The sequence below is a fragment of the Pseudomonas sp. 1928-m genome (genome assembly GCF_029269135.1).
Lineage (GTDB): Bacteria > Pseudomonadota > Gammaproteobacteria > Pseudomonadales > Pseudomonadaceae > Aquipseudomonas.
The window spans coordinates 74,380-100,368 of the sequence record NZ_JARIXO010000004.1; the positions used below are offsets into that span (position 1 = coordinate 74,380).

The 25,989-nt window shown below is 62.0% G+C and carries 27 protein-coding genes; 17 read left to right on the top strand and 10 right to left on the bottom strand.

Annotated features, from left to right (window positions below; genetic code table 11):
• Positions 1-4: 4 nt before the first annotated feature.
• The 6 genes from P3C18_RS14215 (at position 5) to P3C18_RS14240 (ending at position 5,861) form a co-directional block, all read left to right on the top strand.
• On the top strand, positions 5-1,213 hold the full coding sequence (locus tag P3C18_RS14215; RefSeq protein ID WP_275962508.1) for an MFS transporter: 1,209 nt from the start codon (positions 5-7) through the stop codon (positions 1,211-1,213).
• Entirely contained in the window at positions 1,210-1,335 is a 126-nt protein-coding gene (locus P3C18_RS14220) for a hypothetical protein (RefSeq protein WP_256665152.1), read from the top strand. Before P3C18_RS14215 ends, P3C18_RS14220 begins: the two co-directional genes overlap by 4 nt.
• A gap of 40 nt (positions 1,336-1,375) precedes the next feature.
• The gene (locus P3C18_RS14225; protein WP_275962510.1) at positions 1,376-1,927 is read left to right on the top strand and encodes a redoxin domain-containing protein; all 552 of its coding nucleotides are present in this window, start codon (positions 1,376-1,378) and stop codon (positions 1,925-1,927) included.
• A 107-nt stretch (positions 1,928-2,034) separates the two neighbouring features.
• The gene (locus P3C18_RS14230; protein ID WP_275962511.1) at positions 2,035-2,961 is read left to right on the top strand and encodes a triacylglycerol lipase; all 927 of its coding nucleotides are present in this window, start codon (positions 2,035-2,037) and stop codon (positions 2,959-2,961) included.
• A gap of 290 nt (positions 2,962-3,251) precedes the next feature.
• Positions 3,252-4,079: a lipase secretion chaperone gene (locus P3C18_RS14235; protein ID WP_275962512.1), complete on the top strand. Its 828-nt coding sequence runs from the start codon at positions 3,252-3,254 to the stop codon at positions 4,077-4,079.
• 3 nt (positions 4,080-4,082) lie between these two features.
• Positions 4,083-5,861 (top strand): hybrid sensor histidine kinase/response regulator, encoded by a 1,779-nt coding sequence (locus P3C18_RS14240; protein WP_275962513.1) that lies wholly within the window; start codon positions 4,083-4,085, stop codon positions 5,859-5,861.
• Here the strand turns inward: P3C18_RS14240 and P3C18_RS14245 are convergent.
• From P3C18_RS14245 to P3C18_RS14260, 4 genes are all read right to left on the bottom strand, one after another.
• Positions 5,830-6,447 (bottom strand): response regulator transcription factor, encoded by a 618-nt coding sequence (locus tag P3C18_RS14245; RefSeq protein WP_275962514.1) that lies wholly within the window; start codon positions 6,445-6,447, stop codon positions 5,830-5,832. The two genes, P3C18_RS14240 and P3C18_RS14245, sit on opposite strands and share 32 nt — an antisense overlap.
• A gap of 70 nt (positions 6,448-6,517) precedes the next feature.
• The gene (locus P3C18_RS14250; RefSeq protein ID WP_275962515.1) at positions 6,518-7,762 is read right to left on the bottom strand and encodes an outer membrane protein transport protein; all 1,245 of its coding nucleotides are present in this window, start codon (positions 7,760-7,762) and stop codon (positions 6,518-6,520) included.
• 165 nt (positions 7,763-7,927) lie between these two features.
• Positions 7,928-8,407: a hypothetical protein gene (locus P3C18_RS14255; RefSeq protein WP_275962516.1), complete on the bottom strand. Its 480-nt coding sequence runs from the start codon at positions 8,405-8,407 to the stop codon at positions 7,928-7,930.
• A 236-nt stretch (positions 8,408-8,643) separates the two neighbouring features.
• The gene (locus tag P3C18_RS14260; RefSeq protein ID WP_275962517.1) at positions 8,644-9,498 is read right to left on the bottom strand and encodes a sulfurtransferase; all 855 of its coding nucleotides are present in this window, start codon (positions 9,496-9,498) and stop codon (positions 8,644-8,646) included.
• A 161-nt stretch (positions 9,499-9,659) separates the two neighbouring features.
• Between P3C18_RS14260 and P3C18_RS14265 the strand changes: the two genes are divergently transcribed.
• Positions 9,660-10,343, top strand: a complete 684-nt coding sequence (locus tag P3C18_RS14265; protein ID WP_275962518.1) for an MnmC family methyltransferase — start codon at positions 9,660-9,662, stop codon at positions 10,341-10,343.
• A 208-nt stretch (positions 10,344-10,551) separates the two neighbouring features.
• On the opposite strand, the gene P3C18_RS14270 is transcribed toward P3C18_RS14265, so the two are convergent.
• Positions 10,552-11,613, bottom strand: a complete 1,062-nt coding sequence (locus P3C18_RS14270; RefSeq protein ID WP_275962519.1) for an SMP-30/gluconolactonase/LRE family protein — start codon at positions 11,611-11,613, stop codon at positions 10,552-10,554.
• Between the two features lie 147 nt (positions 11,614-11,760).
• Here P3C18_RS14270 and rnd point away from each other — a divergent pair, with 147 nt between their 5' ends.
• The 8 genes from rnd to P3C18_RS14310 all read left to right on the top strand — a co-directional run bounded on the left by rnd (position 11,761) and on the right by P3C18_RS14310 (position 19,188).
• Positions 11,761-12,894 (top strand): ribonuclease D, encoded by a 1,134-nt coding sequence (rnd, locus tag P3C18_RS14275; RefSeq protein WP_275962520.1) that lies wholly within the window; start codon positions 11,761-11,763, stop codon positions 12,892-12,894.
• On the top strand, positions 12,891-13,184 hold the full coding sequence (locus tag P3C18_RS14280) for a YcgL domain-containing protein (RefSeq protein ID WP_090253148.1): 294 nt from the start codon (positions 12,891-12,893) through the stop codon (positions 13,182-13,184). Before rnd ends, P3C18_RS14280 begins: the two co-directional genes overlap by 4 nt.
• A 29-nt stretch (positions 13,185-13,213) precedes the next feature.
• On the top strand, positions 13,214-14,146 hold the full coding sequence (locus tag P3C18_RS14285) for a D-2-hydroxyacid dehydrogenase (protein WP_275962720.1): 933 nt from the start codon (positions 13,214-13,216) through the stop codon (positions 14,144-14,146).
• An 84-nt stretch (positions 14,147-14,230) separates the two neighbouring features.
• Entirely contained in the window at positions 14,231-14,680 is a 450-nt protein-coding gene (locus P3C18_RS14290; protein WP_160087331.1) for a YcgN family cysteine cluster protein, read from the top strand.
• A gap of 64 nt (positions 14,681-14,744) precedes the next feature.
• A complete protein-coding gene (locus tag P3C18_RS14295) occupies positions 14,745-15,971 on the top strand; it encodes a hypothetical protein (protein ID WP_275962521.1) in 1,227 nt (408 codons plus the stop codon).
• An 18-nt stretch (positions 15,972-15,989) separates the two neighbouring features.
• On the top strand, positions 15,990-16,874 hold the full coding sequence (locus tag P3C18_RS14300; protein WP_275962522.1) for a LysR substrate-binding domain-containing protein: 885 nt from the start codon (positions 15,990-15,992) through the stop codon (positions 16,872-16,874).
• A 100-nt stretch (positions 16,875-16,974) separates the two neighbouring features.
• Positions 16,975-18,087, top strand: a complete 1,113-nt coding sequence (gene aguA / locus P3C18_RS14305; protein ID WP_275962523.1) for an agmatine deiminase — start codon at positions 16,975-16,977, stop codon at positions 18,085-18,087.
• Positions 18,088-18,096: 9 nt separating this feature from the next.
• On the top strand, positions 18,097-19,188 hold the full coding sequence (locus P3C18_RS14310; protein ID WP_275962524.1) for an extracellular solute-binding protein: 1,092 nt from the start codon (positions 18,097-18,099) through the stop codon (positions 19,186-19,188).
• A gap of 15 nt (positions 19,189-19,203) precedes the next feature.
• On the opposite strand, the gene P3C18_RS14315 is transcribed toward P3C18_RS14310, so the two are convergent.
• Together P3C18_RS14315 and P3C18_RS14320 are read right to left on the bottom strand one after the other, a co-directional pair.
• Positions 19,204-19,674 carry an RNA methyltransferase gene (locus P3C18_RS14315; RefSeq protein ID WP_090253162.1) on the bottom strand — a complete coding sequence of 157 codons (471 nt, stop codon included), beginning with the start codon at positions 19,672-19,674 and terminating at the stop codon, positions 19,204-19,206.
• A gap of 285 nt (positions 19,675-19,959) precedes the next feature.
• Positions 19,960-20,331, bottom strand: a complete 372-nt coding sequence (locus P3C18_RS14320) for a YajD family HNH nuclease (protein WP_275962525.1) — start codon at positions 20,329-20,331, stop codon at positions 19,960-19,962.
• A gap of 123 nt (positions 20,332-20,454) precedes the next feature.
• Here P3C18_RS14320 and P3C18_RS14325 point away from each other — a divergent pair, with 123 nt between their 5' ends.
• Positions 20,455-20,754: a hypothetical protein gene (locus P3C18_RS14325; protein ID WP_275962526.1), complete on the top strand. Its 300-nt coding sequence runs from the start codon at positions 20,455-20,457 to the stop codon at positions 20,752-20,754.
• A gap of 11 nt (positions 20,755-20,765) precedes the next feature.
• On the opposite strand, the gene P3C18_RS14330 is transcribed toward P3C18_RS14325, so the two are convergent.
• The 3 genes from P3C18_RS14330 to P3C18_RS14340 form a co-directional block, all read right to left on the bottom strand.
• Positions 20,766-21,239, bottom strand: coding sequence for a cyclic nucleotide-binding domain-containing protein (locus tag P3C18_RS14330; RefSeq protein WP_275962527.1), 474 nt, complete (start codon positions 21,237-21,239; stop codon positions 20,766-20,768).
• A gap of 124 nt (positions 21,240-21,363) precedes the next feature.
• Positions 21,364-22,986 carry a methyl-accepting chemotaxis protein gene (locus P3C18_RS14335; RefSeq protein WP_275962528.1) on the bottom strand — a complete coding sequence of 541 codons (1,623 nt, stop codon included), beginning with the start codon at positions 22,984-22,986 and terminating at the stop codon, positions 21,364-21,366.
• 219 nt (positions 22,987-23,205) lie between these two features.
• On the bottom strand, positions 23,206-25,236 hold the full coding sequence (locus tag P3C18_RS14340) for a S9 family peptidase (RefSeq protein WP_275962529.1): 2,031 nt from the start codon (positions 25,234-25,236) through the stop codon (positions 23,206-23,208).
• A 151-nt stretch (positions 25,237-25,387) separates the two neighbouring features.
• On the opposite strand from P3C18_RS14340, the gene P3C18_RS14345 reads away from it, so the two are divergent.
• Positions 25,388-25,861 (top strand): MFS transporter, encoded by a 474-nt coding sequence (locus P3C18_RS14345; protein ID WP_275962530.1) that lies wholly within the window; start codon positions 25,388-25,390, stop codon positions 25,859-25,861.
• Positions 25,862-25,989 lie beyond the last annotated feature (128 nt).

Genomic DNA, 25,989 nt, shown 5'->3' on the forward strand with positions numbered 1-25,989 from the left:
ACCTATGACTTCGTTATGGCGCACCAGTGGCTGGTTAATGCTGGGCGCATCGCTGGTCCTGGCGCTGTCGCTGGGTATTCGCCATGGTTTTGGTCTGTTCCTGCCACCGATGAGCGCCGAGTTTGGCTGGGGCCGTGAGGTCTTTGCCTTCGCCATTGCCTTGCAGAACCTGATCTGGGGCCTGACCCAGCCGTTTACCGGCGCCCTGGCTGATCGTTTTGGCGCCAAACGCACGGTGATTGTCGGCGGCGTGCTGTATGCCATTGGCCTCGGCTGCATGGGCCTGGCTGATTCGCCCTTGAGCCTGTCGCTGAGCGCCGGGCTGCTGATCGGTATTGGTTTGTCCGGCACCTCGTTCTCGGTGATTCTCGGTGCAGTGGGCCGCGCCGTGCCGATGGAAAAACGCAGCATGGCCATGGGCATCGCCGCCGCCGCCGGCTCCTTTGGCCAGTTCGCCATGCTCCCCGGCACCCTGGGTCTGCTTAGCTGGCTCGGCTGGTCGGTGGCGTTGATGGCCCTGGGCCTGCTGGTGGCGCTGATCATACCGTTGGCGGCCATGCTCAAGGACACGCCGCTGCCGCTCACCGGTCAGGAGCAGACCCTGGGTGAAGCCTTGCGCGAGGCCTGTAGCCATTCCGGTTTCTGGCTGTTGGCATTGGGCTTTTTCGTCTGCGGTTTTCAGGTGGTATTTATCGGCGTGCATCTGCCAGCCTATCTGGTCGACCAGCATCTGCCGGCGCTGGTCGGCACTACGGTGCTGGCGCTGGTGGGTCTGTTCAATATCTTTGGCACCTATATCGCCGGCTGGCTGGGTGGGCGGATGTCCAAACCGCGCCTGCTCAGCGCGCTGTACCTGGCGCGGGCGGTGGTGATTGTGGCGTTTATCCTGACACCACTGACGGTGTGGAGCGCCTATGCCTTTGGCGTGGCCATGGGCCTGTTGTGGCTGTCGACGGTGCCGCTGACCAACGGCACGGTGGCGACCCTGTTCGGTGTGCGCAATCTGTCGATGCTCGGTGGCATCGTCTTTCTGTTCCACCAGTTGGGGGCTTTTCTCGGCGGCTGGATGGGCGGCTATCTGTATGACCATACCGGCAGTTATGATCTGGTCTGGCAGATTGCCGTGCTGCTCAGCCTGCTGGCCGCCGCGCTGAACTGGCCAGTACGCGAGCTGCCCGTGGCCCGTTTGCAACAACAGGAGGCGAATGCATGAATACCGACTATGGCTGGAACACCGCGCTGGTGATGGGCGGCATGTTGGCCCTGGGCCTGGCCTGGTGGGGCTGGCTGCAAAGTGGCCTGGCCTTTCTGCAGCTGGGTTTGGGTGTATGTTAAGGCTGTTACTCTGTCGTTCCAGTTACTCAAGGTGATGTGTATGTGGCGTTTTTCCCTGCTGGTTGTCGCTCTGCTCAGTGCCTGGGTTGGGCCGACGCAGGCTGCCGAATGCCCGGCGTTGCTGCAGGGGGAGGTGCAGAAGCTGCGCAGCGAGGAGCGCATCGATCTGTGCGCACAGTTTGCCGGCAAGCCGCTGGTGGTGGTCAATACCGCCAGCTTCTGCGGCTTTACTCCGCAGTTCAAAGGCCTGGAAGCGCTCTACCAGCGCTATAAGGAGCAGGGCCTGCAGATTCTCGGTGTGCCTTCCGATGACTTCCGTCAGGAAGCCGACAACAGCGAAGAAATCGCCAAGGTCTGCTACGTCAATTACGGCGTGACCTTCCCCATGAGCGAAACCCAGCGTGTTACCGGCAGCGATGCGCTGCCGCTGTTCAAGGAACTGGCCGCGCAAAGCCAGGCGCCGCGCTGGAATTTCTCCAAGTATGTGATCGATGCCCAGGGCAAGGTGATCGCCAGCTTCCCCAGTAGCACCACCCCGGATGACCCGGCATTGCTGGCCGCCGTTGCACAGGCCATCGCCTCGCAGCATTGAGGCATCACCCATCTGGGCGATAGCCCAGCTCCAAGCACCTCCTTAGAGTTGTGAGTACGCCGGACGCAGTTTCCCGGCGTGCCAACAAGAAAAATAAGGAGGCACCCATGCGTCGCGTTATTACTTCTGCTCTAGCTGTATGCGCCCTGGTCGGCGCGGTTGAGGCCCAGGCCAACTACACCAAGACCAAATACCCGATCGTGCTGGTGCACGGGGTGACCGGCTTCGACACCATCGGCGGCCTGATCAACTATTTCCACACCATCCCCTGGAACCTCGAGCGCGATGGCGCCAAGGTCTATGTGGCCAGTGTGTCGGCACTCAATGACAGTGAACAGCGCGGCGCCGCCCTGGCGCAGCAGATTGTGCCGTGGGCCGGTGCCAATGGCGGCAAAGTCAATCTGATCGGCCACAGTCAGGGGTCGCCAACTTCGCGCGTTGCCGCCTCGTTGCGTCCCGATCTGGTGGCCTCGGTAACCTCGGTCAATGGGGTGAACAAAGGCTCGAAAGTTGCCGATGTGCTGCGCGGTGTGATCCCGCCGAACAGCGCCATCGAAGGCGGGGCCAATGGTCTGGCCAACGCCATAGGCGCGGTGATCAACCTGTTGTCTGGCAGCAGCAACCCGCAAAACGGCCTGGCCGCGCTGAAAACCCTGACCACTGCCGGCACCACTGCATTGAATGGTCGCCATCCGTGGGGCGTGAACAGCAGCAGCTACTGCGCCAAGTCCACTGAAGTGCACAACGTGCGTGGGCACAACATCCGTTACTACTCCTGGACCGGCAACACCTCCTACACCAACGTCTTTGATGCGGTCGATCCGTTTCTCGCCATCACTGGGCTGGCCTTTGGTAGCGAGAAGAACGATGGCCTGGTCGGCGTTTGCTCCACTTACCTGGGGCAGGTGATCGGTGATGACTACAACATGAACCACGTGGATGCGATCAACCATCTGTTCGGCGTGCGTGGCTGGACCGAGCCGGTTTCACTGTATCGCCAACATGCCAACCGCCTGAAAAGCAAAGGCGTCTGACCGTCACCCGGCGGGCTGCGCCATGCAGCCCGCATTCTGGAGGTCATATGGCCCTGTCGTTGCGCTCAACTGTTCCTCTCCTGGTACTGGCCGGCTGCGTTGCCGGCCTTACGCTTTACTGGCAGTGGCCAGCCGCTGCGTTACCCGTCGCGCCTGCTGTTTCTGCTGCCGCTACGGCGCCTCTGTCCGTTGCTCCCAGCCCTCTGCTGGCAACCGCCAAACCAGGTACCTCAACTGCTAGAGCACCTGCAAGCCTGCCAGGTTTGCAGGGCACCGAAGTGGATGGTGAATTGAAAGCGGACAGTGCCGGCAATCTGCAACTGAACCTGGCGCTGCGTGATTACCTGGATTATTTCCTCAGCGCCGCCGATCAGGCTGGGCTGGAAACCGTGGTCGAGGTGATGCTGGCTGACGCGCGCGGACGTTTGCCGGAACCCGCTCTGGGCCAGTTTATTGGCCTGCTGGGCGACTATATGGATTACAAACGCGCCAGCCTGGCGCTGCTGCAGCAACCCTTGAGCACAGCGCAGCAAAGCACCCCGGATGGCCAGTTGGTTGCCCTGCAGCGGGCCTTCGAGCAGCTTGCAGAGTTGCGCCGGGCGCATTTTTCCAGCGCAGCAGCAGAAGCCCTGTTCGGCGCCGAGGAAGCCTACGGCCGCTACACCCTGGATAATCTGGCGCTGATGGCCCGTACTGATCTCAGTGAACACGCCAAGGCTCAGGCGCAGGAGCGTTTGCGTGCTCAGCTCCCCGAAGCCATGCGCGCCAGTGAAGAGCGTCAGGCCCAGGCGCAGGCGTTGCAGGTTCAGACAGACAAGCTCTGGCAGGAGGGCGCCAGCGAAGAGCAGGTGCGCCAGCTGCTGGCCTTGACCTATGATCCGCCCACGGTCGAACGTCTGCTCAGCGAGCAGCGTAACGAGCGCGCCTGGCAACAACGCTATGCCACCTACCAGCAGGAACTTGCCGCCTTGCAGGGCAATGGCCTCAGTGCTGCGGATCAGCAGCAGGAGCAGCAGCGTTTGCGCCAGCGTCTATTCAGCGCCGAAGATCAGCACCGGGTGGAAACCTATGACGCCATTGCCGCTAAACAGCAGGACAGCCCGTCACCTGAGTTGTAAACCATGAGCCTGGAGCGTCAGGAAGCCTTGCTGCTGACCCAGCAGCGCCGAGGCTATAGCAGGCTGCGTTTTACCAAGGTGCTGGAGGACGAGTTTGTCGAGCACCGGGTGCAGCGTATTCGCCGCCGCCTGCTGCTGATCATCAGCACGGCGGTGATCTTTCAACTGGTCTACGCCGCCCTCGATCTGTTGCTGCTGCCTCTCCATACCAGTCTTGCCACCTTGCCAGTGCGGCTGCTGGGCATAGTCGGTGCGTTGCTGTCTTTCTTCTACTGTCGCCGCCCCCATAGCCCGCCGCGCCGCGCCTTGTTGGTCTATGTAGCGGCCTATGCCCTCAACGGTATTTCCGTGGCGGTGATCATTCATCTGTGCTGGAGCTTGGGCGTAGCCATGCCCTATGACGGGCTGTTTCTGGTACTGCTGTTTGGTTACGTGCTGCTGGGGGTATCGTTCCGCTCCGTCAGCCTGGCTTCCTGGGGCGTGTGTGGACTGTTTCTGCTGCTTGGTCTGTGGCTTAGCGGCGGTAGCGTGGCGCTGGGTTATCAGGGCCTATTTCTGTTCTGCGCCAACCTGATTGGCAGTGTCGGTGCCTATCTGCAGGAGCACGGCCAACGCGGCGCCTGGCTCAACCTGCGTTTACTCGATCTGGCGCGGCAGCGCGCCGAAGCCGACGATGCACGCAAGCTGCGCCTGCTGGCCGCCGCCAGCCATGATCTGCGCCAACCACTCAACGCCATGGGCCTGTATGCCCAGCACCTGCTGGAGCAGAACCAGGACCCCGGCGTGCACCGCATCAGCAGCCGCTTGGCGATTGCCGTGGAGCAGCTCAGCCGGCTGTTGCAGTCGCTGTTCGACTACACCCGTCTGACCCTGCCTGGTGGGGTGCAGGCCAAGCCGCAAGTGTTTGCTTTGCGCCCCTTGCTGGCGCGCCTGAGTGGTGAAAGCCGCGCCGAGGCCGACACCCAAGGTGTCGAGCTGCAGCTGCAATGCGCGGAGCTTTGGGTACGCAGTGATCCGCTGCTGCTCGAGCGCGTGCTGCGCAACCTGCTCAGCAACGCCTTGCGCCATGCCCAGGCGCGGCATGTCTGGCTGCATGCCCGTATGGAGCAGGGCGTGGTGCAGCTGGAGGTCGGTGATGACGGTCAGGGTTTGAGCGATGAAGAGCAGAGTCAGGTCTTCGAAGAGTTCCGTCAGCTGGATAACCCTGGGCGCAATGCCGAGCGCGGTTTGGGCCTAGGTCTGGCCATCGTTCAGCAACTGGCGCAGTTGCTGGGGCATCCGCTGCAGCTGGATTCGAGCCCAGGCGCGGGCGCGCGCTTTATCCTGCAACTGCCGCAGGCTGAAGCCGGCGAGTGGCAAGCACCAGCAGCCGTTGCCGCAGCATTGAGCGGACGGGTGTTGTTGCTGGAAGACGACGCCGCAGGGCGCGAGGCACTGTCCGGGTTATTGCAGCGCTGGGGTTGTGAAATCTGGGCCTGCGCCGATCCAGCCGAGGCCTTGCAGTGTTTGCCCGAGGCGCAGCCGCAGGTGCTGATCAGCGACTATCGCCTGGCCGCCACCGAGGACGGCTTGCGCGTTATCGAGCGTTTGCGCGAAGAGGCCGGGCGCATGCTGCCGGCCTTGCTGATTACCGCCGACGTCAGTGCCGACCTGCAAGAACGCTGCACCCGTGCCCATGTCACCTTGCTCGGCAAACCGCTGCTGCCAGCCCGTTTGCGCCAGGCCCTGGCGGTGTTGTTGCCGGCAGAGGTCAGAGCCAGCCCCGCTGCCGCGCCGCACTAACGCAAGCCGTACGGGTATGTACGGAAAACTCCTGAAACAGTGATTTCAGATGGGTTTTCACCGTGTCCTCGGAGACGCCCAGCTGACGGCTGATGGACTTGTTTGGCAAGCCTTCGGCCAGCAGCTGGAGGATTTCCATCTGCCGGGGGGTGAGCTGTGGTTTCTCGCCCGTCTGCGGTGCGGGCAGGGTTTCACCCAGCAGTACGCGGGTTACTGCCTGGCGCAGTTCATCGCTATTGGCACTTTTCGGGATAAAGCCCAGCGCGCCGGCGGCCAGCGCGGCTTGGGCGTCCAGATTGGAATCGCTGGCGCTAAGGATCGCCACTGGGGTCATGCGGCCTTGTTGTTGCCAGCGTTGCAGCAACTCCAGGCCCGGCATATCAGGCAGGCGCAGGTCGAGCAGAATCAGGTCGAAGCTGGCGTGTTGCAGGCAGGCTTCGGCGGCGGCAGCGGATTCGGCGGTGCGAATCTGCAGGTCGGCGCAGAGCGGGGCTAGGGCCAGGCTGAGGCCGTCGAGAAAGATCCGGTGGTCATCCACCAGTAACAGGCTGAGCTGTTCGGGCAGGGCAGTGCAGAGTGCAGTCATAAGGGCTGTCTCAGGCGGCGTTATTATTTTTGTGGGCGCCGCGCGAGTTTAACCCAAACCGCTGGTTGAATTAGAAGCGGTACGTCACTTGTGCGCCCAGGCCGTGTGCGGTGTTTTTGTAGGTGGCGCGGTAGTCGTTCCGCTCGATGTGAGCGTCGTCTTCCATCAGGTAGGAATAGGCCAGGTCGATGGTCACATCATCATTCGGGCTCCAGGCTGTGCCCAGGCTGAGGATGGTGCGGTCGCCGGTGGGGATGCGTGGCGAGCGGTCGGCGTTATTGGTCGGCGACTGGTCCACGGCCAGGCCGGCGCGCAGGGTCCACTGCGGGTTCAGCTTGTAGGCAGCGCCGACGGCGTGAGCCCAGGTGTCGTGCCAGTTCTGCGGTTCACTGATGCTGCTGAGCTTGCCCGCCAGCAAGCCACCGACGCCTTTGTTGTTTGCGCGGATTTCTTCCAGACGGCTCCAGCGCGTCCAGGTGCTGCCGGCGTAGAGGGTCCAGTCGGCATCCAACTCGTGGGTGACCGAGAAATCCACCGATTCCGGGGTGGTCAGCTCCAGTGACGCATCGTAGGTGCCGGCCGAAGTTGCAATGACACCTGGGCCAGACACTGTGGTGTCACCCTTCAGGCGGTAATCCACCTTGGAGTGGTAGGTCAGGCCAAAACGCGTTTGTGGGGTGATTTCAAACAGCACGCCGACGTTGTAGCCCAGTGCGGTGTCATCGCCCTTGATTTCGACTTTACCGTCACCTCCGGCGAATGGGTTTTCGATGGCCGAAGTCAGCTCGCCGTCGATGCGGTTGATGGTTGGGCCGAAGCCGATCGACAGTTGTTCGTTGAAGCGATAGCTCAGGGTTGGCTGCAGGGTAATCACCCGCACTTCACTGCGGTCGCCGTGGTAGCGGCCCTGGAAGTTGCGCTCGTAATCAGTCACCAGGCCGAACGGTACGTACAGGCCCAGGCCGAAGCTCCAGTTGTCATCCAGCGGTTTGACGTAATAGCCCATGGGCGCGCCGATAAACGGCACCATGTCGCCGTCATTGCTGCCGTTGGCAGAGCCGCTGGCGTTGTCGATATTAGTTTTCGCGTGGATCAGGGCAATGCCGCCGCTGACTTGTTCACGCTTGATGCGCGCCATACCGGCCGGGTTGCCGAATACGGTGCTGGCGTCATCGGCAGAGGAGGAGCGGCCGGCGAAGGCGGTGCCCATGCTGCTGATGCTTTGTTCGTTGATGGCAAAACCACTGGCAAAGCCATGGCTGGCGGCAGAGGCAAGGGCAAGGGACAGGCAGGTCTTGACGACTCTTCTAGTCACGGAGGACTCCTAGGTTTTAACGGGGGGCGGAAACTAACAACTTTTCCTGACCCCTGCCAAGCCCGCGAAGTTCCCGAGATAGAGCGGTTTTATGCCTTTAACGTGACGCTATTTTCTGCTAGTTGCTTGGATCTTGTCGGACAATGCTGGCCGTTATCCTGGGGTTCAGGCCACTTGGCTGAGGCTGCCGATGCAGCGTTGCCAGGCGGCAATAAAGTCTTTGGTACGGCCGTGGGGTTTGAATACCCGGCGCCAGACCTGCGCCATGCCCAGCAGATCATCGGCGGCCGGCAGTTCGCGGTGTTCGGCTTCGATCAGCATCCAGGCAATCGCCGTGGCGTAGCGCAGGTTGACGGTCAGTTCCAGGTGCGGCGCGGCGAGGAAGGCATGCTGGCTGGCGAGGCCGCGTACTTGGCTGGCGAGGTCCGGGTCCAGCGCCAGGTGCTGATCCCAGAGCTGCTGGTGGCGCAGTGCAGCGATGCGGTAGAGGCCGTGGCCATGTTTGTCATCGAGAGCTGAGCCGAGCCCGGATTGGCTGGCAGCGGCTCCGAGCAACAAGGCTTCGGCGGCGGTGGAGTGGCGGCCCAGGTAGAGCAGGGTAGGGCGGATGACGTACTGGCTTAACTCGCAGGCGGCAATTCCCATATAGCCCTCGGCGAAAGGTGACCGATGGGGCCGGGGCGCTGGCAGCTTCTGTTTGTTCTAATAAAGGCCCCACCGGAAGCGGGGTTAGCCGCTCATGTTGAAGTGTAGTGCGACCTTTCTACTGTAAAGGGCTGTTTTTAAATTGTTTTCGGCTTTCGGTTATTGCCTATATTCCAGTTGGTGCTTAACCAAGGCTGGCGGGCAATATCTGCATGGCCAGCCTGCTCACGCTGAAATCAGTCCCCCGTGGCCACAGGGCGGGTGGAGTCAGTGATCCATTCGCTCCAGGAACCGGCATACAGCGGCGCCAACGGGTAGCCGGCCAGGCACAGGGCGAACAGGTTGTGGCAGGCGGTTACGCCTGAGCCGCAGTAGGCGACCAGCTCGCTGGCCGGGCGCTCGCCGAGATGTGTAGCAAAGCGCTGGCGCAGTTGCTCTGGGCTGAAGAAGTGGCCGTCGCTGTCGAGGTTGTCCGTAAACGCCGCGCACTGCGCCCCAGGGATATGCCCAGCGACCGGGTCGATAGGCTCTACCTCACCCCTGAACCGCGGCAGGCCGCGGGCATCCAGCAGGGTCAGTTGGCTATCACCGAGGCGCTGTTGCAGCTGCGCGGCACTGACCAGCAGGCTGGCATCGGCGTTGCCACTGAAGGTGCCGGGAGTAGGCGTGGGCAGGTCCTGAGTCAATGCGCCGCCGGCTTCGCGCCAGGCTTTGAGGCCGCCATCGAGCAGGTACACGCCCTCACGTTTGCCCAGCCAGGCCAGCAGCCACCAGGCGCGGCTGGCAAAGGCGCCGGGGCCGTCGTCGTACAGCATCACTTCGCTGTGATTGTTCAGGCCCCATTCGCGCAGGCGCTGCAGCAGTTGTGCAGGCTCCGGCAGGGGATGACGGCCGGTGATGCCTTTATGGATCGGCCCTGAGAGGTCGCGCTCTAGATCAGCAAACTGCGCGCCGGGGATATGCCCTTCGGCGTAGCTGCGCTGGCCGTAGGCAGGATCATCCAGGGCGAAGCGGCAATCGAGAATCAGCAGGTCGGGCTCATCAAGGCGGCGCTGTAGCTGGGCGGCGCTGATCAGTTGGGCGAGGGGCATGCCAGTCATCCTGTGGGCAAAGGGGCAGCCGGCATCATAAACCCTGCTATTGAGCTGTCGCAGCCTAGTTCTGGAAGATTTCTGCCCGCTGGGCGCTGCATCTTTGCCGGTTTATGGGCATGCTGCATCCCCGTTTTAGCTGACCCAGGTTGCCGTACGCCATGAAGCGTTTTGTATTGCTCGATACCGCCCCGATTCCCGATGGCTCGGGCGCGCTGTGCCTGTTCGAGTACGGTGAGGATTTTGTGATCAAGATTGCCGGCGGCGATGGCGGTCAGCTGATGAACACGCGCATGCATGGCTCTGAGGATGCGCTGGCGGCGATTCCCTGCAAGAAGGTCGCCGGGCGGCCGGACTCGCGGGTGCTGATCGGCGGCCTGGGCATGGGCTTTACCCTGGCGGCTGCGTTGCAGAACCTGGGCAAGACCGCTGAAGTGGAAGTGGCCGAGCTAGTGCCTGGGGTGGTGGAATGGAGCCGCGGCCCGTTGGGCGCCAAGGCCGGTTACCCGATCCTCGATCCGCGTACCCGGGTAATTCAGGACGATGTCGCCAATTGCCTGAAGAGCGCCGATCAGCGTTATGACGCGATCATGCTGGATGTCGACAACGGCCCCGAAGGCCTGACCCAGAAGCGCAATAGCTGGCTGTATTCCGCCCAGGGCCTGCAGCGCTGCTACCAGGCATTGCGTAACAAAGGCGTGCTGGCGGTGTGGTCGGCCAGCGCCGACCGGGTATTCAGCGACAAGGTGCGCAAGGCCGGCTTCAAGGTGGAGGAAGTGCAGGTCTATGCCCATGGCAACAAGGGCACCCGGCACACCATCTGGATCGCCGAAAAGATCAAATAGGTAAATCCCGAACATTAAAAAGCCCGCGCAGCTAAGCAGTTGCGCGGGCTTTTTTGTATGGGCGGCTTAGAGCCTGTTTCGGATCTCGCGAGCTAGAGCAAAACAAGGCGAAAACGGCTGAGGAAGCGGAGTGTACTTTTGTACATGAGCATTCCAAAGCCGTTTTCAACGCAGTTTGGCCGACGCGCAGCAGATCCGAGGCAGGTTCTTAGCGGATTTTCAGCTTACCGATCCGATCATTATCCAGGCTGCCAAAGTACAGATAATCGCCCACCGGTTTGACCGAGGTGATCATGCGCAGGTGGGTGCCGCTGGTGTCGTGCAGGCTCTGGGTGATTTCGCCTTGTTCATTGAGGGCGATGGCAAAGCCGTAAGGCACGGCCTTGGGCCAGAAGGCGCGTGGCAGTTTGGCCAGCTGCGATTTTGCCCAGGGTGAGCGGTGCAGCATGTCGGCGTCGGCTTTGCGCGGGGTCGGCAGGGCCACCCAGAAGGTGCCGTTGCGATCGCCCTGCAGGTTGTCCGGCAGGCCCGGCAGGTTGTCGATAAAGATATCGTGGGTGCCGGCCTTGTCGCCGCTCAGCCAGTAACGGGTGATGCGGTAGCGGTAGGTTTCGTTGACCAGCACAAAGTCTTCATTGGTCGACAGCGCCACGCCATTGGCGAAGTACAGGTTCTTGAGCAGCACCTTGGTTTCGCCGCTGGCCGGGTTGTAGCTGAGCAGGCGGCCATGGGGGCGGGCTTCGAGCAGGTCGAGCAGATAGTCGGGCTGTTCGAAACGCTGGCTGGCATCGCTGAAGTAGATGGTGCCGTCGCGGGCGATATCCAGATCGTCGGTGAACTTGAAGGCTACGCCTTCTGCCTCGGTGGTCAGTACCTTGATCTGGCCCTGGGCGTCGATGCTCAGCAAGCCCTTGTAGGCGTCGGCGACGATCAGGTTGCCGGCGGCGTCAAAGTCCATGCCCAGCGGGCGGCCTTGGGTGTCAGCGAAGGTTTCCACGCTGCCATCGGCCTTGATGCGCACGATCTTGCCGTCATGCAGGCCGGCGTACACCTGACCCTGGGCATCTACGGCGGTGTCTTCCGGGCCATGCACCTGGCCGCGGCCGAGCAGTTCGGCCTTCATCAAGGTGTCGTTGGGTTCCAGTACGCCGGTCATCGGCGGGATGGTCGGGGCTTCCCAGGCCAGTGGATCAATTGGGCTGGGCGTGACGGCGAGGTAGATCGCCGCCGCAGCAATCAAGGCCACAAGCAGGCCAAGCAGTTTCTTCATTGTTTTTATTCCCTGTGATGAATGTAAGCAGATGCAAGCGCCGGCCAGATTACAGGGTTCATTCGCATCTGTGATGCCCAAGGCAGCAAATGCCCGGCACAGTGCCTGGGCATATATACTGCGCGGCATTCTTGATGGGAGAGCCGCGTGGCGATTGATATTCAGTGGATTGGTGATAACGCCAGCTTGGCGCAGCATTGTGCAATCTGGCGCACGCTGGCCTTTGTCGCGGTGGATACCGAGTTTATGCGGGTCGACACCTTTTACCCGATTGCCGGGCTGCTGCAGGTCAGCGAGGGCGAGCGGGCGTATCTGATCGATCCGCTGCTGATCAGCGACTGGGCGCCCTTTACCGAGCTGCTGCAGGACTCGGCCGTGGTCAAGGTGCTGCATGCCTGCAGCGAGGATTTGGAAGTCTTTCTGCGCCTGACCGGCAGCCTGCCCACGCCGCTGTTCGACACCCAACTGGCCGCCGGCTACCTCAATCTCGGTTTCTCCATGGGCTATTCGCGCCTGGTGCAGGCGGTGCTGAATATCGAACTGCCCAAGGGCGAGACCCGCTCCGACTGGCTGCAGCGGCCGTTATCGGCCACTCAGGTCAGCTATGCGGCCGAAGACGTGCTGCACCTCGCCGAGGTGTATGCGCAGCTCAAGGCGCAACTGTCGGCCGAGAAATACGCCTGGGTGCTGGAAGACGGCGCCGAGCTGGTCAGCAACCTCTGCCGCGAAGTCGATCCCGAGCTGGCCTACCGCGAAGCCAAGCTGGCCTGGAAACTCAACCGGCAACAGCTGGCGGTGTTGAAAGCGCTGTGCAGCTGGCGTGAAGAGCAGGCGCGCAAACGCAACCAGCCGCGTAACCGGATTATCCGTGAGCATTCGCTGTGGCCATTGGCGCGCACCCAGCCGGATAACCTAGTTGCCCTGGCGCGAATCGAGGACATGCACCCGAAGACCGTGCGCCAGGACGGCGAGTTTCTGTTGCAACTGATCAAGCAGGCGGCTGCCACCCCGGCTGAAGAGTGGCCTGAAGCCCTGTCAGAGCCCTTGCCGCTGGAAGCAGCGTCACTGCTTAAAAAGCTGCGCGCCATTGGCCAGCGCGAAGGTGAGCGGCTGAACATCGCCCCGGAGCTGATGCTGCGCAAGAAAACCCTCGAAGCCCTGCTGAAAACTGGCTACCCGAATGGGCCTTACCAGCTGCCGGAGTCGCTGCGCGGCTGGCGGCGTGAATTGATGGGCCAGGCGCTGCTTGATTGCCTGGCTGCAACCGGAGAGTCCGCGTGAAACGTATCTGCTCAATCTACAAAAGCCCGCGCAAGAACGAGATGTACCTCTACGTGCTGCGCAGCGATGGCCTCAAGCGCGTGCCGGAAAACCTGCTGTTGGCTTTCGGCCCGCCGGCCCTGGCCTTCGAGATGGTGCTGACACCCGAGCGCGTGCTGGCCCGCGAAGACATCCACAAGGTGCTGGCCAACCTCGACGAGCAGGGCTACCACCTGCAGATGCCGCCGCCGGAAGATGAATACATCGAGCATCTGCCCGATGAGTTGTTGCGCCGTAACGACCCGATGTAAGCGTCATGCCCGCCACTGTAAATGCCCCACTGCGTGTGTTGATTGCCGAAGCCGAACACGCGCGGTATGCCGAGTTACTGCGCCAGCAGGCACCTGAGCTTGATCTGTTTGGCAGCGAGCGGCCGGCCGAGTTGGTCGAATACGCCGCGAGCTGCCCGCTCTGGCTGGGCCAGCCGGATCTGCTCGCGCCTTTGCTGCGTCAGGGCAGCAGGCCGCAGTGGCTGCAATCGACCTGGGCGGGCATTACGCCGCTGCTCGCCAAGGATTTGCCAACGGATTACGCGTTAACCCGTGCCGTGGGCATCTTCGGCCAGGTGATGGCCGAGTATGTGCTGTGCCATCTGCTGGCCCACGAGCGCCAACTTTTTGCTGCACTGGCCTCTCAGGTTGAGCAGCGCTGGGACAATCGTCTGTCGCGCAGCCTGGCCGGGCGCAAGGCGCTGATCGTCGGCACCGGTGATATCGGCCTGGGCGTGGCGCAGTTTCTTGCACCGTTTGGCATCGAGCTACTGGGCATCGCCAGCAGTCCGCGCAGCCTGCCACCGTTCCGTCAGGTGGCGGGGCTCGACGAACTGCCGCGCCTGGTGGGCGAGGTTGATTACCTGATCAACCTGCTGCCGGATACCCCGGCCACCCGCGATATTTATGATGCCGCGCTGTTTGCCGCCTGTAAGCCCAGCGCGCTGTTTATCAATGCCGGGCGTGGTGTGGCGGTGGTCGATCAGGCGCTGGTCAGTGCGCTGCAACAGGGGCAACTGGCGGGCGCGGTGATTGATGTCTGCCGTGAAGAACCGTTGCCCGCCTGCCACCCATTCTGGGACGCGCCGCGCCTGCTGCTCACCGGGCACAGCTCGGCGCCGACTGATCCACATCTGCTGGTGCAGCTGTTTGTCGATAACCTGGCGCGCTGGCAGGCCGGTCATGAATTGCGCGGGCAGGTGGACTTTGTTCGTGGTTATTAATTAACCATTCGGCTCGCCGCCCTTGGCCGTTACTGCCCCAACCGCTAGACTGCCGGCCTTTTCGCCCCTCACCGTACCCTCGCCATGGCCGCCAAAGTCGAACCCTTCTGGAAACGCAAAACCCTCGAACAGCTGGATCAGGACGAGTGGGAATCGCTGTGCGATGGCTGCGGTCTGTGCTGCCTGCAAAAGCTTGAAGATGAGGACGATGGCAGCGTGTATTACACGCGCATCGCCTGCAAACTGCTGGACCTGCAGACCTGCCGCTGCACCGACTACAGCAACCGGCGCAAATTCGTTGCCGATTGCATCCAGCTGACCCCGGCCCAGGCCGACCAATTCCAGTGGCTACCACCGACCTGCGCCTATCGCCTGGTCAGCGAGGGCAAGGACCTGCTGCTCTGGCACCACCTGGTGTGCGGCGACCCGGAACAGGTGCATAAACAGCGGATTTCCCAGGCTGGGCGCATGCTTAGCGAGAACAGCGTGGCCGAGGATGAGTGGGAAGACCATATGATCTTCCGCGCCGGCTGAACCTCGCCGACAAATGCCGGCCTAAACTCGCCTGAGTCACTGATTTGCACTGTGGAGCTTTGCCATGTTGATGCGCCGTTTGCTGCTGTCCGTTGTGCTGCTGAGCTTGAGTACGCCGCTGTGGGCGAAGAAGATCGATCTCGATTACCAGGTGCGCTTTCTGCCGGAAACCGAGCAAGCTGAGGTCAGCCTGACCCTGGAAGACGGCGCGCCGGTGATCAGCCTGGCCTTCAATCTGGGTGAGCAGGGCGTTTATAGCGACTTCAAGGCCGACGGCCAGTGGACGCAGAACAGCCCCGAACTGGGCACCTGGCAGCCTGGCAAGGGCAAATCGACCCTGAGCTACCGAGTGCGTATCAACAACGAGCGCAGCCCCGGACGCTTTGATGCGCGGATCACCAAGGACTGGGCTCTGCTGCGCGGCGATGACCTGGTGCCGGCGGTCAAGCTGCGTCAGGCCGACAAAACCGAGCTGGTCTCGCGTCTGCAGTTTGACCTGCCAAAGGGCTGGAAGAGTGTTGAAACCGGCTGGCCGCGGATCGGCAAGAACAAATTCCGCATCGACAACCCGCAGCGCAAGTTCGACCGCCCGACCGGCTGGATGGTGGCGGGCAAGATCGGCACCCGCCGCGCCAAGCTGGGCGAAACCGACGTGACGATTTCGGCTCCGGTTGGYGAGGGTATGCGGCGCATGGACGTGATGACCCTGCTGACCTTTGTCTGGCCGCATGCTCAGGAAGTGTTTCCGCGCGATCCGGCCAAGCTGCTGATCGTCGGTGCCGGCGACCCGATGTGGCGCGGCGGCCTGTCGGCGGCCAATTCCTACTACATGCACACGGACCGCCCGCTGGTCAGTGAGAACGGCACCAGCTCCCTGGTGCACGAACTGGTGCATGTGTTCAGCCGAATCCGCGCCCGTGATCGCAGCGACTGGATCACCGAAGGTCTGGCCGAGTACTACGCCATCGAGCTGATGCGCCGCGCCGGCGGGCTCAGCGAGGAGCGTTATCAGAAAATCCGTGAGCAGTTGATCCGCTGGAGTAAGCCGGTGAACAGCCTGCGCACCGATAATTCCAGTGGCCCGGTCACCGCCCGCGCGGTGTTGCTGCTGCAGGAATTGGATCGGGAAATCCGCCAGGCCACCAAAGGCACCACCCAGCCGCGTTCGCTGGATGACGTGACTCGCGGCCTGATGCGCCTGGAGAAGGCCAGCACCAAAGACTTTATCGAGATCAGCGAAAACGTCATGGGCCGCGCCTCGAAGACCCTGGACAACAAGCTGTTGCGCTAGCCCAAGGCTGGAACTCACATGCGCCGCCTACCGTCTCTCACTGCCTTGCGCACCTTCGAGTGCGCCGCTCGCCACGCCCACTTTGGGCGGGCGGCTGCCGAGCTGTGCGTCACCGACAGCGCGGTCAGTCACCAGATCCGCCAGCTGGAAGAACAGCTCGGCACGCCGCTGTTTGCCCGCGAAGGGCGCCAAGTCGTACCGACGCCTGCCGCGCGGCGCCTGCTGCAGCGTTTGCAGCAGGCGTTTGAGCTGATTGGCGAGGCCTGCGACGAGCTGCGTGACCCCGGCTCGCAGGTGGTGCTGCGTATCGCGGTAACCCCCGAACTGGCGCAGAAGTGGCTGGTCAGCCGCCTGGCCGACTTCAGCGACCGCTACCCGCAGATCACCCTGCATCTGCACGAACAGCCGCTGGAAGCCTGCCTGCCGAGCCCGGATATCGACTTGGCTATCACCTACGGCACCGGCCCCGAGGATGCCAGCGCCTACTTCGTGCGGCCGCTGCCGACTCTGCAGTTCTTTCCGGTGTGCAGCCCCAGCCTGTTCAACCAGGGCGGCCTTAAACACCCGCGTGACTTGGCCCGCCACGGCCTGCTGCATGATGATCAGGACGGCAAAACCTGGACCGCCTGGCTAACCACCCATGCCGGTGATATCCAGCCCGCGCGTCATCTGTATCTCGGCCATGCCGGCCTGGCGCTGGAAGCGGCGGCGCAAGGGCAGGGCGTGGCCATGGGCGACAACCTTACCGCCGCTGAGGACCTGGCCAGCGGCCGCCTGGTGCGCCCATTCAACGCCAGTGTGGCGGCGCTCGGGCAGTATGCGTTGGTCTGTGAACGCATCCGCCTGGAGAAGCCGGCGGTGGCAGACTTCTTAGATTGGCTGAGTGATCACCTGGCTGAATGATGAATTGAATTCAGCTATTCCGTAATTATCGTCGTTGGAACCTCGGCTGGGGCGCCGCGTACTGTGTGGCCATCTTCCCCACAGGCATAAGGTGCATCCGATGGCGCGTTCCCTGACTTCCCTCCCTAAAGCCGATGGCTTCCGTCTGCCCGGCGAATTCGAACCCAAGGCCGGCTGCTGGCTCGGCTGGCCGGAGCGCACCGACGTGTGGCGCAACGGTGCCAAACCGGCGCAGAAGGTCTGGGTGGATATCGTTACGGCAATTGCCAGCAGCGAGCCGGTCACCGTATGCGCCTCGGCCAGCCAGTACGCCAACGCCCGTCGCCAGCTACCGGTCCATGTGCGGGTGGTGGAAATGACCTGCAACGACACCTGGTTTCGCGACAGCGGCCCGGCCTTTCTGGTTAATGACGAGAGTGGTGAAGTGCGCGGCGTGGACTTTGAGTTCAACGCCTACGGCGGTCTCGATGGCGGCCTGTACTACCCCTGGGATAAGGACGACCAGATTGCGCAGAAGATCCTCGAAATCGAAGGTTACGACCGCTACCGCGCGCCCTTTATTGCTGAGATGGGTGGCATCCAGACCGATGGCCAGCGCACTCTGCTGACCACCGAGCAGTGCCTACTTAACCGTAATCGCAACGCCCACCTGGGCAAGGAGGAGATGACTCGCCGGCTCAGCGATTACCTCGGCGCCGAGCAGGTGATCTGGCTGCCGCGCGGCTGCAAGTTCGATGAAACCGATGGACATATCGACGACCTGGCCTGCTTCGTGCGCCCCGGTGTGGTGGTGCAGCAATGGACCGATGATCGCAATGATCCACAGTGGGAAATCTACCAGGAGGCCTACGACATCCTGCGCAGTACCCGCGACGCCCAGGGTCGCGCGCTGGAAGTACACAAGCTGCCGCAGCCGCGCGTGCTGGAGTGGACGGCCGAAGAAGCCGAAGGCCTGGATCAGGATGAATCCACCCATACCCGTCAGGCTGGCACGCAGATCTGCGCCTCCTATATCAACTATTACGCCGGCAACTCGGCCATCGTCGTGCCGCTGTTCAACGACCCCTACGACCGCGTGGCCCAGGCCACCCTGGCCGAGCTGTTCCCCAAGCACCGGATTATCGGTATCGAAAATTCCCGGGAAATCCTCCTCGGTGGCGGCAACGTCGCCTGCATCACCATGCCGCAATACGCCGCGCCCAAGCGCGTCTAGGAGGCTTCGATGAAACTGCATACCAGTCTGTTGGCGTTGGGCCTGGCAGCTAGCGTTCAAGCGCTGGCGGCCGAGGCGCCGAAGCAGGTCAATCTGTTTATCTGGGGCGAGTACCTGGCACCTGACACCCTGAGCAGTTTTGAACAGAAGACCGGGATCAAGGTGGTGGTCGACCACTTCGACTCGCTGGAAACCGTGGAAACCAAGCTGCTGACTGGGCGCAGCGGTTATGACCTGGTGCTGACGGCTGGTCAGCATCTACAGCGGGCGATCCAGAGTGGCGCGCTGCAGCCGCTAAACAAGGCCGCGCTGCCGCACTTCGCCGGGCTGGATAGCGAGTTCACCGGGCATATGGCCGCGTTCGATCCGGGCAACCGTTACGCCGGCCTGTATGTTTGGGGCACTACGGGGTTTGGTTATCAGCAGCAGGCCATCAGCAAACGCATGGCCGATGCGGCGACCGACAGCTGGGCCATGCTGCTCGATCCACAGGTGGTGGCGAAGTTTGCCGACTGCGGGGTGAGCTTTCTCAATGACCCCAATGAGGTGTTTGCGGCGGCGTTCCGTTACCTGGGTCTGGATATTAACCAGCAGAGTCTGGATGACCTGAAGCTGGCCGAGGCGCATCTGGCCAAGGTGCGGCCGTCGATCCGCTACTTCGACAACGACCGCAATATCACCGACCTGGCCAACGGCGATACCTGTCTGGCGATGTCGTGGAACGGCAATGTATCGATTGCCGCCGGCCAGGCTGAGCAGGCGGGCAAACCCTACAGCCTGCACTACAGCATCCCGCGTGAAGGTACGCTGATCTGGTTCGATGCGATGGTGATCCCCAAGGACGCGCCTCACCCCGAGGCCGGATTGGCACTGATGGATCATCTGATGACGCCCGAGGTGATCGGTGCCATCACCAACACCATTTACTACGCCAACGCGGTGCCAGCGGCCAATACCACGGTTGATCCGACGATTCTCGCTGACCCTGGCACCTACCCAGGGGCTGCCGTGCGTGCGCAGCTGTACACCAAGAACGACAACGCCAAGGCGTTCAATCGCGCCTTGACCCGCGCCTTTAGCCGGCTCAAGTCAGGGTTGTAACAACTGGGTGGCGGCCTACTTGAGGCCAGGCCCGGACTTGGTGTTGATGCCTTTGGCCATGCGGTCGTAGAGCACCACATTGACGGTAGCGGCGAGGTTCATACAGCCCTGGGTGGGGATGTAGATCACGTCCTCACACCAGTCGAGGACTTCCTTGCTCAGCGAGCCGTCTTCGGGCCCGAAGATATAGATGGCGCGGTCAGGGTGGGTGTATTGCGGCAGTGGCCGTGCGCCTTCGACCAGCTCCACGGCCACGGGGGTGCAGCCTATGGGGATAATTTGCTGCAGGTCTTCCACGCCGATCAGCGGAATATCCATATAGATGCGCTGGGTGTCGGTAATAAAGTCGCGGGCACGGGCATAGCGCTTGCCGCTGTAGAACACCGAGGCGGCGCTATAGCAGCCGGCTGCACGCATCACCGAGCCGACGTTTTCCGGGGATTTAGGGTTGAACAGGCCGATGCAGGCGTATCTCTTATTGGCCACGGTGGCACTCGCACAGAATTTTCGAAGGGGTTTTTGAAGCCGCACCTAAGGGGCGGGCGACAAAAAAGACGCGAGTATACCTGTATGGCTGCGGCCTGATTTTTCTAGGCGCCAGCTTGCTGGCGATTTAAGGCTCAACAGCATCGCCAACACGTAGGTTGGCCAAAGCGGCGCACTGCCGAGGCCAGGCCGGATACCGCCGTTGGTCAATGCCGTAGCCCGGATGCAATCCGGGTCAGCTTCGCGCCGTACAGACCGTTCCCGGATTTCATCCGGGCTACAGGGTCAGTTCTTTTTCAGTCTTGCAGCCAGGTCGGCGAAGGGGTTGTGGGTCGCTTGGGCGGTCTTCGGTGTGCTTAGCGAGCCTTCGCTGAAGTACTGCTGGTCGGTGTAGCGCGAGTGTTCGTTGTCATGGCAGTACAGACACAGCAGCTCCCAGTTGGAGCCGTCCTGCGGGTTGTTGTCGTGGTTGTGGTCGCGGTGGTGCACGGTCAGCTCGCTCAGGCGCTTGCCGGAAAACTCGCGGGCGCAGCGGCCGCAGACGTGCGGGTACATCTTCAGCGCCTTGTCGCGGTAGCCTTCTTCACGCGAGCGCTGGGCATCAGCGAGGATGCGGTCAAGCTTGCCGGTGGCGGAGGGGGATTTATCGCTGCTCATCTGGAATCTCGTACGGTGGTCATGCCGCCAGTCTAGCCTTGCCGGTGGTCAGTGAGARCCGCCCGTGCGGCACTTAACGCCGTGGTTGAGGCCCAAGTGAGTAACTGTATGGGAGATAACCGCATGCGCCTGACTACTCTGTTGTTTGTTTTAACCGCGCTTGCCAGCACTTCGCTGCTGGCTCAGCAACCGCCCAAAATGCCCGCCACGGCGCCTGCAGCGGGTGCCCCGGGTACTGCAACGCCGCAACCCTACGCACCGGCTGCGCCGCAGCATCTGCCAGCGCCAACCCGCAATAATCCGCCGTTGCTCAAGCAGGCACCGTTGCCGGAGTCCAGCCAACCGCGTCGCGATCAGGAACTGCCGTTGCTGAAAGAACAGCGCGAACGCAATACCCAGCCGCTGCCAAAATCCGACGAGTGAGTTTTCGGGGCCTAGAGCTGTTGCTCGACCAACTGCCCATCAGCCATGCGCAAACGCCGGGACATGGCGATAGCGATGGCGCGAATCACCTTGGCGGCGGTTTTTGGCGTTTCGCCGAGCATCTTGTCCAGGGAATCCTTGGCCAGCATCAGCAGGCTGCAGTCGCTCACGGCAATGCAACTGGCTGAGCGGCGTTCGCCGTCGAGCACTGCCATCTCGCCAAAGGCGCGACCCTTGCGCAGTTTGGCCAGTTCGATGGTTTCCCCGCTGGAGTTGATCTTGCGCACCGATACCGCCCCCGCGTGGATGATGCACATAAAGGTGCCGGGGTCGCCCTCACGGCAGATGCTTGCCTCCGGGGCACATTTGCTGATGTTGAAGTAGCCGGCGGCGCTGAGCAGCTCATTGGGCGTGAGGCTGTCGAACAGGCCGCAGTCGAGCAGCATGTCGCGTATTTCATCAATCAGTTGGGAGTGGGCGGGCATGGACGGCAGCCTGGATAGACGTGGCGCGAGGTCAGTCGCATAGATTGACCTTAGCCGTCTGCCACCTAGCTCGCCAGCGCCACTCGCGACCTGCTGCCGAGTGGCCTGAGAGGGGATTTACGATTTAAAAACTGAAGCGTCGCATCACGCCTTGCAAGCGCCCGGACATGGCTTGCAGAGACTGGATGGCCTGCACGATACCGCCCTGAGCCGCCGAGTTTTCTTCGACGATTTGCGCCACCCGTTCCACGCTCATGGCCACCTGTTCGCTGGCGGCGCGTTGCTCCTGCAGCGACAGTGAGATCACGCTGACCGCTTGCAGTGATTCATTCAGCGCCTGGCGAATCCCTGTCATCGAGCTGCCTGCCTGATCCACCAGCTGGGTGCCAATGCTGACCCGTTCACAGCCGGCGGCCATGCTGTTTTTCGCCTTGTGCATGCCGCTATGAATGGCATCGACCAGGGCGATGATTTCCGTGGTCGAGTGGGCGGTGCGACCAGCCAGGCTACGCACCTCATCGGCGACCACGGCAAAGCCGCGACCTTGCTCACCGGCCCGTGCGGCCTCAATGGCGGCGTTGAGGGCGAGCAGGTTGGTTTGTTCGGCAATGCCGCGAATCACGTCGACAATTGCGCTGATATTGCGTGATTGCGCGGCCAGGGTTTCCACATCCTGCGAACTTTCGGCTACCAGCTCGGCGATCTTGTGCATTTCTGTGGTGGCGCGGGCCATCACCGAAATGCCGGCATCGGTCATGTCGCCGGCTTTCTTCGCCATGTCGTAGGTTTGCTGGGCGTTTTCGGCAATGTGGTTGATGCTTACCGCCAGTTGCTCGACGGTGGCGGCCATGGCCGAGGCGGTGTCGCTCTGCACATTGGCGCTGGTCAGTACCTGCTCGGAGGAGGCGGCCAGCTGCAGGGTGGCGCATTCGATCTGTTCAGAGGCTTCGCCGATATTGCCGATCATGTCCTGTAGGCCACGGCGCATGCTCTGCACGGATTTCATCACGCCGGTCATCACTTGGTTGCCCAAGGTTTTGCCGCCCAGGCGGCCTTCGGCGATGTGCGCGCTGATTTCTTCCAGCTCGCCAGGTTCGGCGCCCAGTTGCCGGCTCATCAGGCGAATAAAATAGAACACCTGCGCCAGACCAATCAGCAGGGCAATCAGCAACACGCTGATGCTCAGGTTGAGGTTGCTGGCATAGGCGGCTTCGCCCAACTGGTATTGGCGCTTGGCTTCCAGCAGTTGCACGTCGATCAGTTCGGCAAATTTCTCCGAGAGTGGGTCAATCAACGGGTAAAGCCGCTGACTGGCAAAGGCGTCGATGCCGGCTTTATCGCCACGATTGAGCAGGCTTTGCAGCTCATTCAGTGGTTGCCGGGCCTGTTCCATCAGCGGGTTGATCTGCTCGATCAGCTGGCTTTCCTCGCGGATCAGTTCGGTGGCCAGATAGGCCTGCCAGGTTTCCTCGATCCGCACCTGGGCTTGTTCGATCAGCTGTTGCGCGGTTTTCTCATCCAGCTCGCCGCTGCGCGCCTTGTGCGTCGCATCGACGATATTGACGGCGTACAAGTCGGCAATCAGCTTGAGGTCGCGTAGCGGCACCACGCGGTCCAGGTACACCGTTTGCAATCCCTTGACCGTGGCCTGCAGCCCATACAAACCAAGACCGCCGACACACAGCAGGCCAAACAGCAGGCAGCCGGAGAGAAGGAATAGGTGGGTTCTGATCTTCCAGTTTTTCATCACAGACCGTCCATGGTGAGCAGGCAGTTGAATGGGCGAGATGGCAGTGCGCCAGCGTGTCATTCAGCCTAGCCGAACTTGCACGTCAGACAGATTAAATCTGCATGAACGGTCAAGTAATTTTTCGCCCTAAACGTCCGCTGTTTAGCGCGAATTACTCTGAGCCTGCGCCGCTCTGCCAAGCCATATAACTCCGGCTGGCAGAGCGGCAAGCTGGACTCAAACCAGGCCCAGCACTTTGAGGATAAATGCGTATTCCAGAGCGGCATCCTTGAGCGCCTGATAGCGGCCGCTCATGCCGCCGTGGCCGGCGTCCAGTTCGGTTTTCAGCAGCAACAGATTGTTATCGGTTTTCTGCGCACGCAGCTTGGCCACCCATTTGGCGGCCTCCCAGTACTGCACCCGGCTGTCGTTGTAGCCAGCCACCACGAGAATCGCCGGGTAGGCCTGCGCCTGGACGTTCTCATAAGGCGCGTAGCCTTTGATTCGCTCGAAGACCTCGGGTTGGTTTGGGTCGCCCCATTCGTCGTACTCGGTAACGGTCAGCGGCAGGTCGGGGTTCTGCATGGTGTTGAGCACATCGACAAACGGCACCTCGGCGATGGCGGCGGCGAACAGCTCAGGACGCTGATTGAGCACTGCGCCCATCAGCAACCCGCCGGCGCTGCCACCGCTGATAACCAGCTGCTGCGCGCTGGTGTAGCCACTGGTGATCAGGTGTTCGGCGCAGGCGATAAAGTCGCTGAACGAGTTCTGCTTGTGTTCCAGCTTGCCGGCACGGTACCAGGCTTCGCCCAGCTCGCCGCCGCCACGTACATGGGCGATGGCAAACACGAAACCACGATCAAGCAAGGACAGGCGCGCATGGGAGAACCAGGGGTCGAGGCTTTCGCCATAAGCGCCGTAGCCATACAGATAGAGCGGCGCAGAGGTGCCGAGTACTTCGCGTTTGGCCACCAGGCTGATCGGCACCTGACTGCCGTCGGCGGCAGTGGCCCACAGGCGCTGGCTGACATAGCTGTCGGCATCGAACGGGCCAAGTACCGGGGTTTGCTTGAGTACCACTTGCGCGCCCGTGGCCAGCTCCAGCTGACGCACTTGCGCCGGGCGATTGAGCGCTTCATAACGCAGGCGAATGGCGGGGCTGTCGAATTCTAGGCTGTCCTGCACATACAGGCTGTAGGCGGCGTCAGGTAGCTGCACGCGATAGGCCGCTTGCCCCTGCGGCTGCACTTCGATAATCGGCAGGCCGCCTTCGCGTAGGCTCAGCACCAGCGCTTGCTGATTAAGGCTAAAGCCTTCCAGCATCACTTCTGGGTCATGCTCGCGCAGCAATTGCCAGTGGCTGCGGCTCGGGGCTGCTTCGCTGGCAGCGAACAGGGTGAAGTTGATGCCGTGCTGGTTGCTGCGGATCAGCCAGCTCCACTCGCCATTCAGCGTGCCGTGGTCGACGTCGTATTCGTGACCTTCTTCGCGTGGGGCCACGCAGCTGAAAGCAGCGTGCGGGGTGGCGGCATCCAGTACCCAGGCTTCGCTGGTGGTTTTGCTGCCCAGTTGCAGAATCAGCTGGCGCTCGGAGCTGCTGCGATAGCAACTGAGGAAGAAGCGCCCATCCGGCTCGTGGAATACCAGTTCGGCCGCATCGCTGCCGAGGCGGTGGCGATACAGCTTGTGCGGCCGGTGGGTGTCATCCAGTTCGCCGAAGAACAGCGTCTGGCTGTCATTGGCCCAGGTCATGCTGCCATCGCACTCCTCGAACGGCAGCTCGATCAGGCTGTCGTCGGCCAGTTCCTTGACGAACAGCTGATAGGTTTCCTCGCCGCTGGTATCCAGGCTGTAGGCCAGTCGCTGGTGGTCAGGGCTGATGCTGAAGGCGCCGAGCGAGATAAAGCCGCCATCGGCCAGGGCGTTGGGGTCGAGTAGCAGCTGCTCGCTGGCCTCATCGACCGTCAGCGAGCCATCGGCAGGTTTGCGGCAGCGGTAATGCCGCGGGTATTCGTCGCCAGCGGTGGTGCGCTGGTAATACAGATAAGGGCCCCAGGGCGACGGCAGGCTGAGGTCGGTTTCGTGGATGCGCCCCTTGATCTCCTGAAACAGTGTTTCGCGCAGCTGCAGTTGCTCACTGAGCTGCTGTTCCAGGTAGGCATTTTCCGCCTTGAGGTAATCAAGCACCTCAGCGCTGTCGCGGTTTTCCAGCCAGCGATACGGGTCGGCAGCGTTGTCGACGCGGGCGATGGGGGCGTGGGACATGAAACAACTCCTGTAGATGACGGCCGACAGCGGGGACGCCGAAGCAGGCAAAAGCCGTTATCATAAGCGCCACTTCGCCCGTCGGCTGCTGAAATCTGCGCGCTTATGCGCGTGCGCCGCCTGGTCTTCAATGCCAGAGAATTTGCGTTTTATGATTGAAAACGACTACCTGCTTGCCTGGAGCGCCTATCTGGTGGCGGCCCTCGGCTGCCTGTTGGTGTGGTTTCGCCTGACCGGCTGGATGTGGCGCTATGTGCGCGAGCCGCTGCGTGTGTTGGTTGTGGTGCTGCTGTTCAGCCCAACCATCGTCGACCCCGGTAAGGACCAGTTCGCCCCTGCGGTGGCGATCACCGCCATGGACCTGTTGCTGGATGTGGGCAACAACGTCTGGCGCGCGGTGGCGGATCTGAGCATGTATGGCTTGATCATGTTCACCCTGTACCTGCTGTTTGTCGCCGTGCGCTGGCCCGTGGAACGTTGGTGGCAGGCGCGCAAAGGGCCAGCCCCTATTGCCGATGACGAGCCAACCCTGCGCGAGATGATGGCGCGCGATGAGCAGGATTTCGGCGACACCCGTTACGATGCCCGTGGCGATCGCCGCCTGCGAGTAGAACCACGTTTGTAAGCCGCTGCGGCGTCACCCGACGTCGCTGCCCTTGCGCCAAAGCACACAGCCGTTCAGCATGGCCCCTCACTAGGGTCTGTTCCTGTGCCGTTCGTGAGCCGCGTTGCAGCGGAAAATCTCGCCAGGCT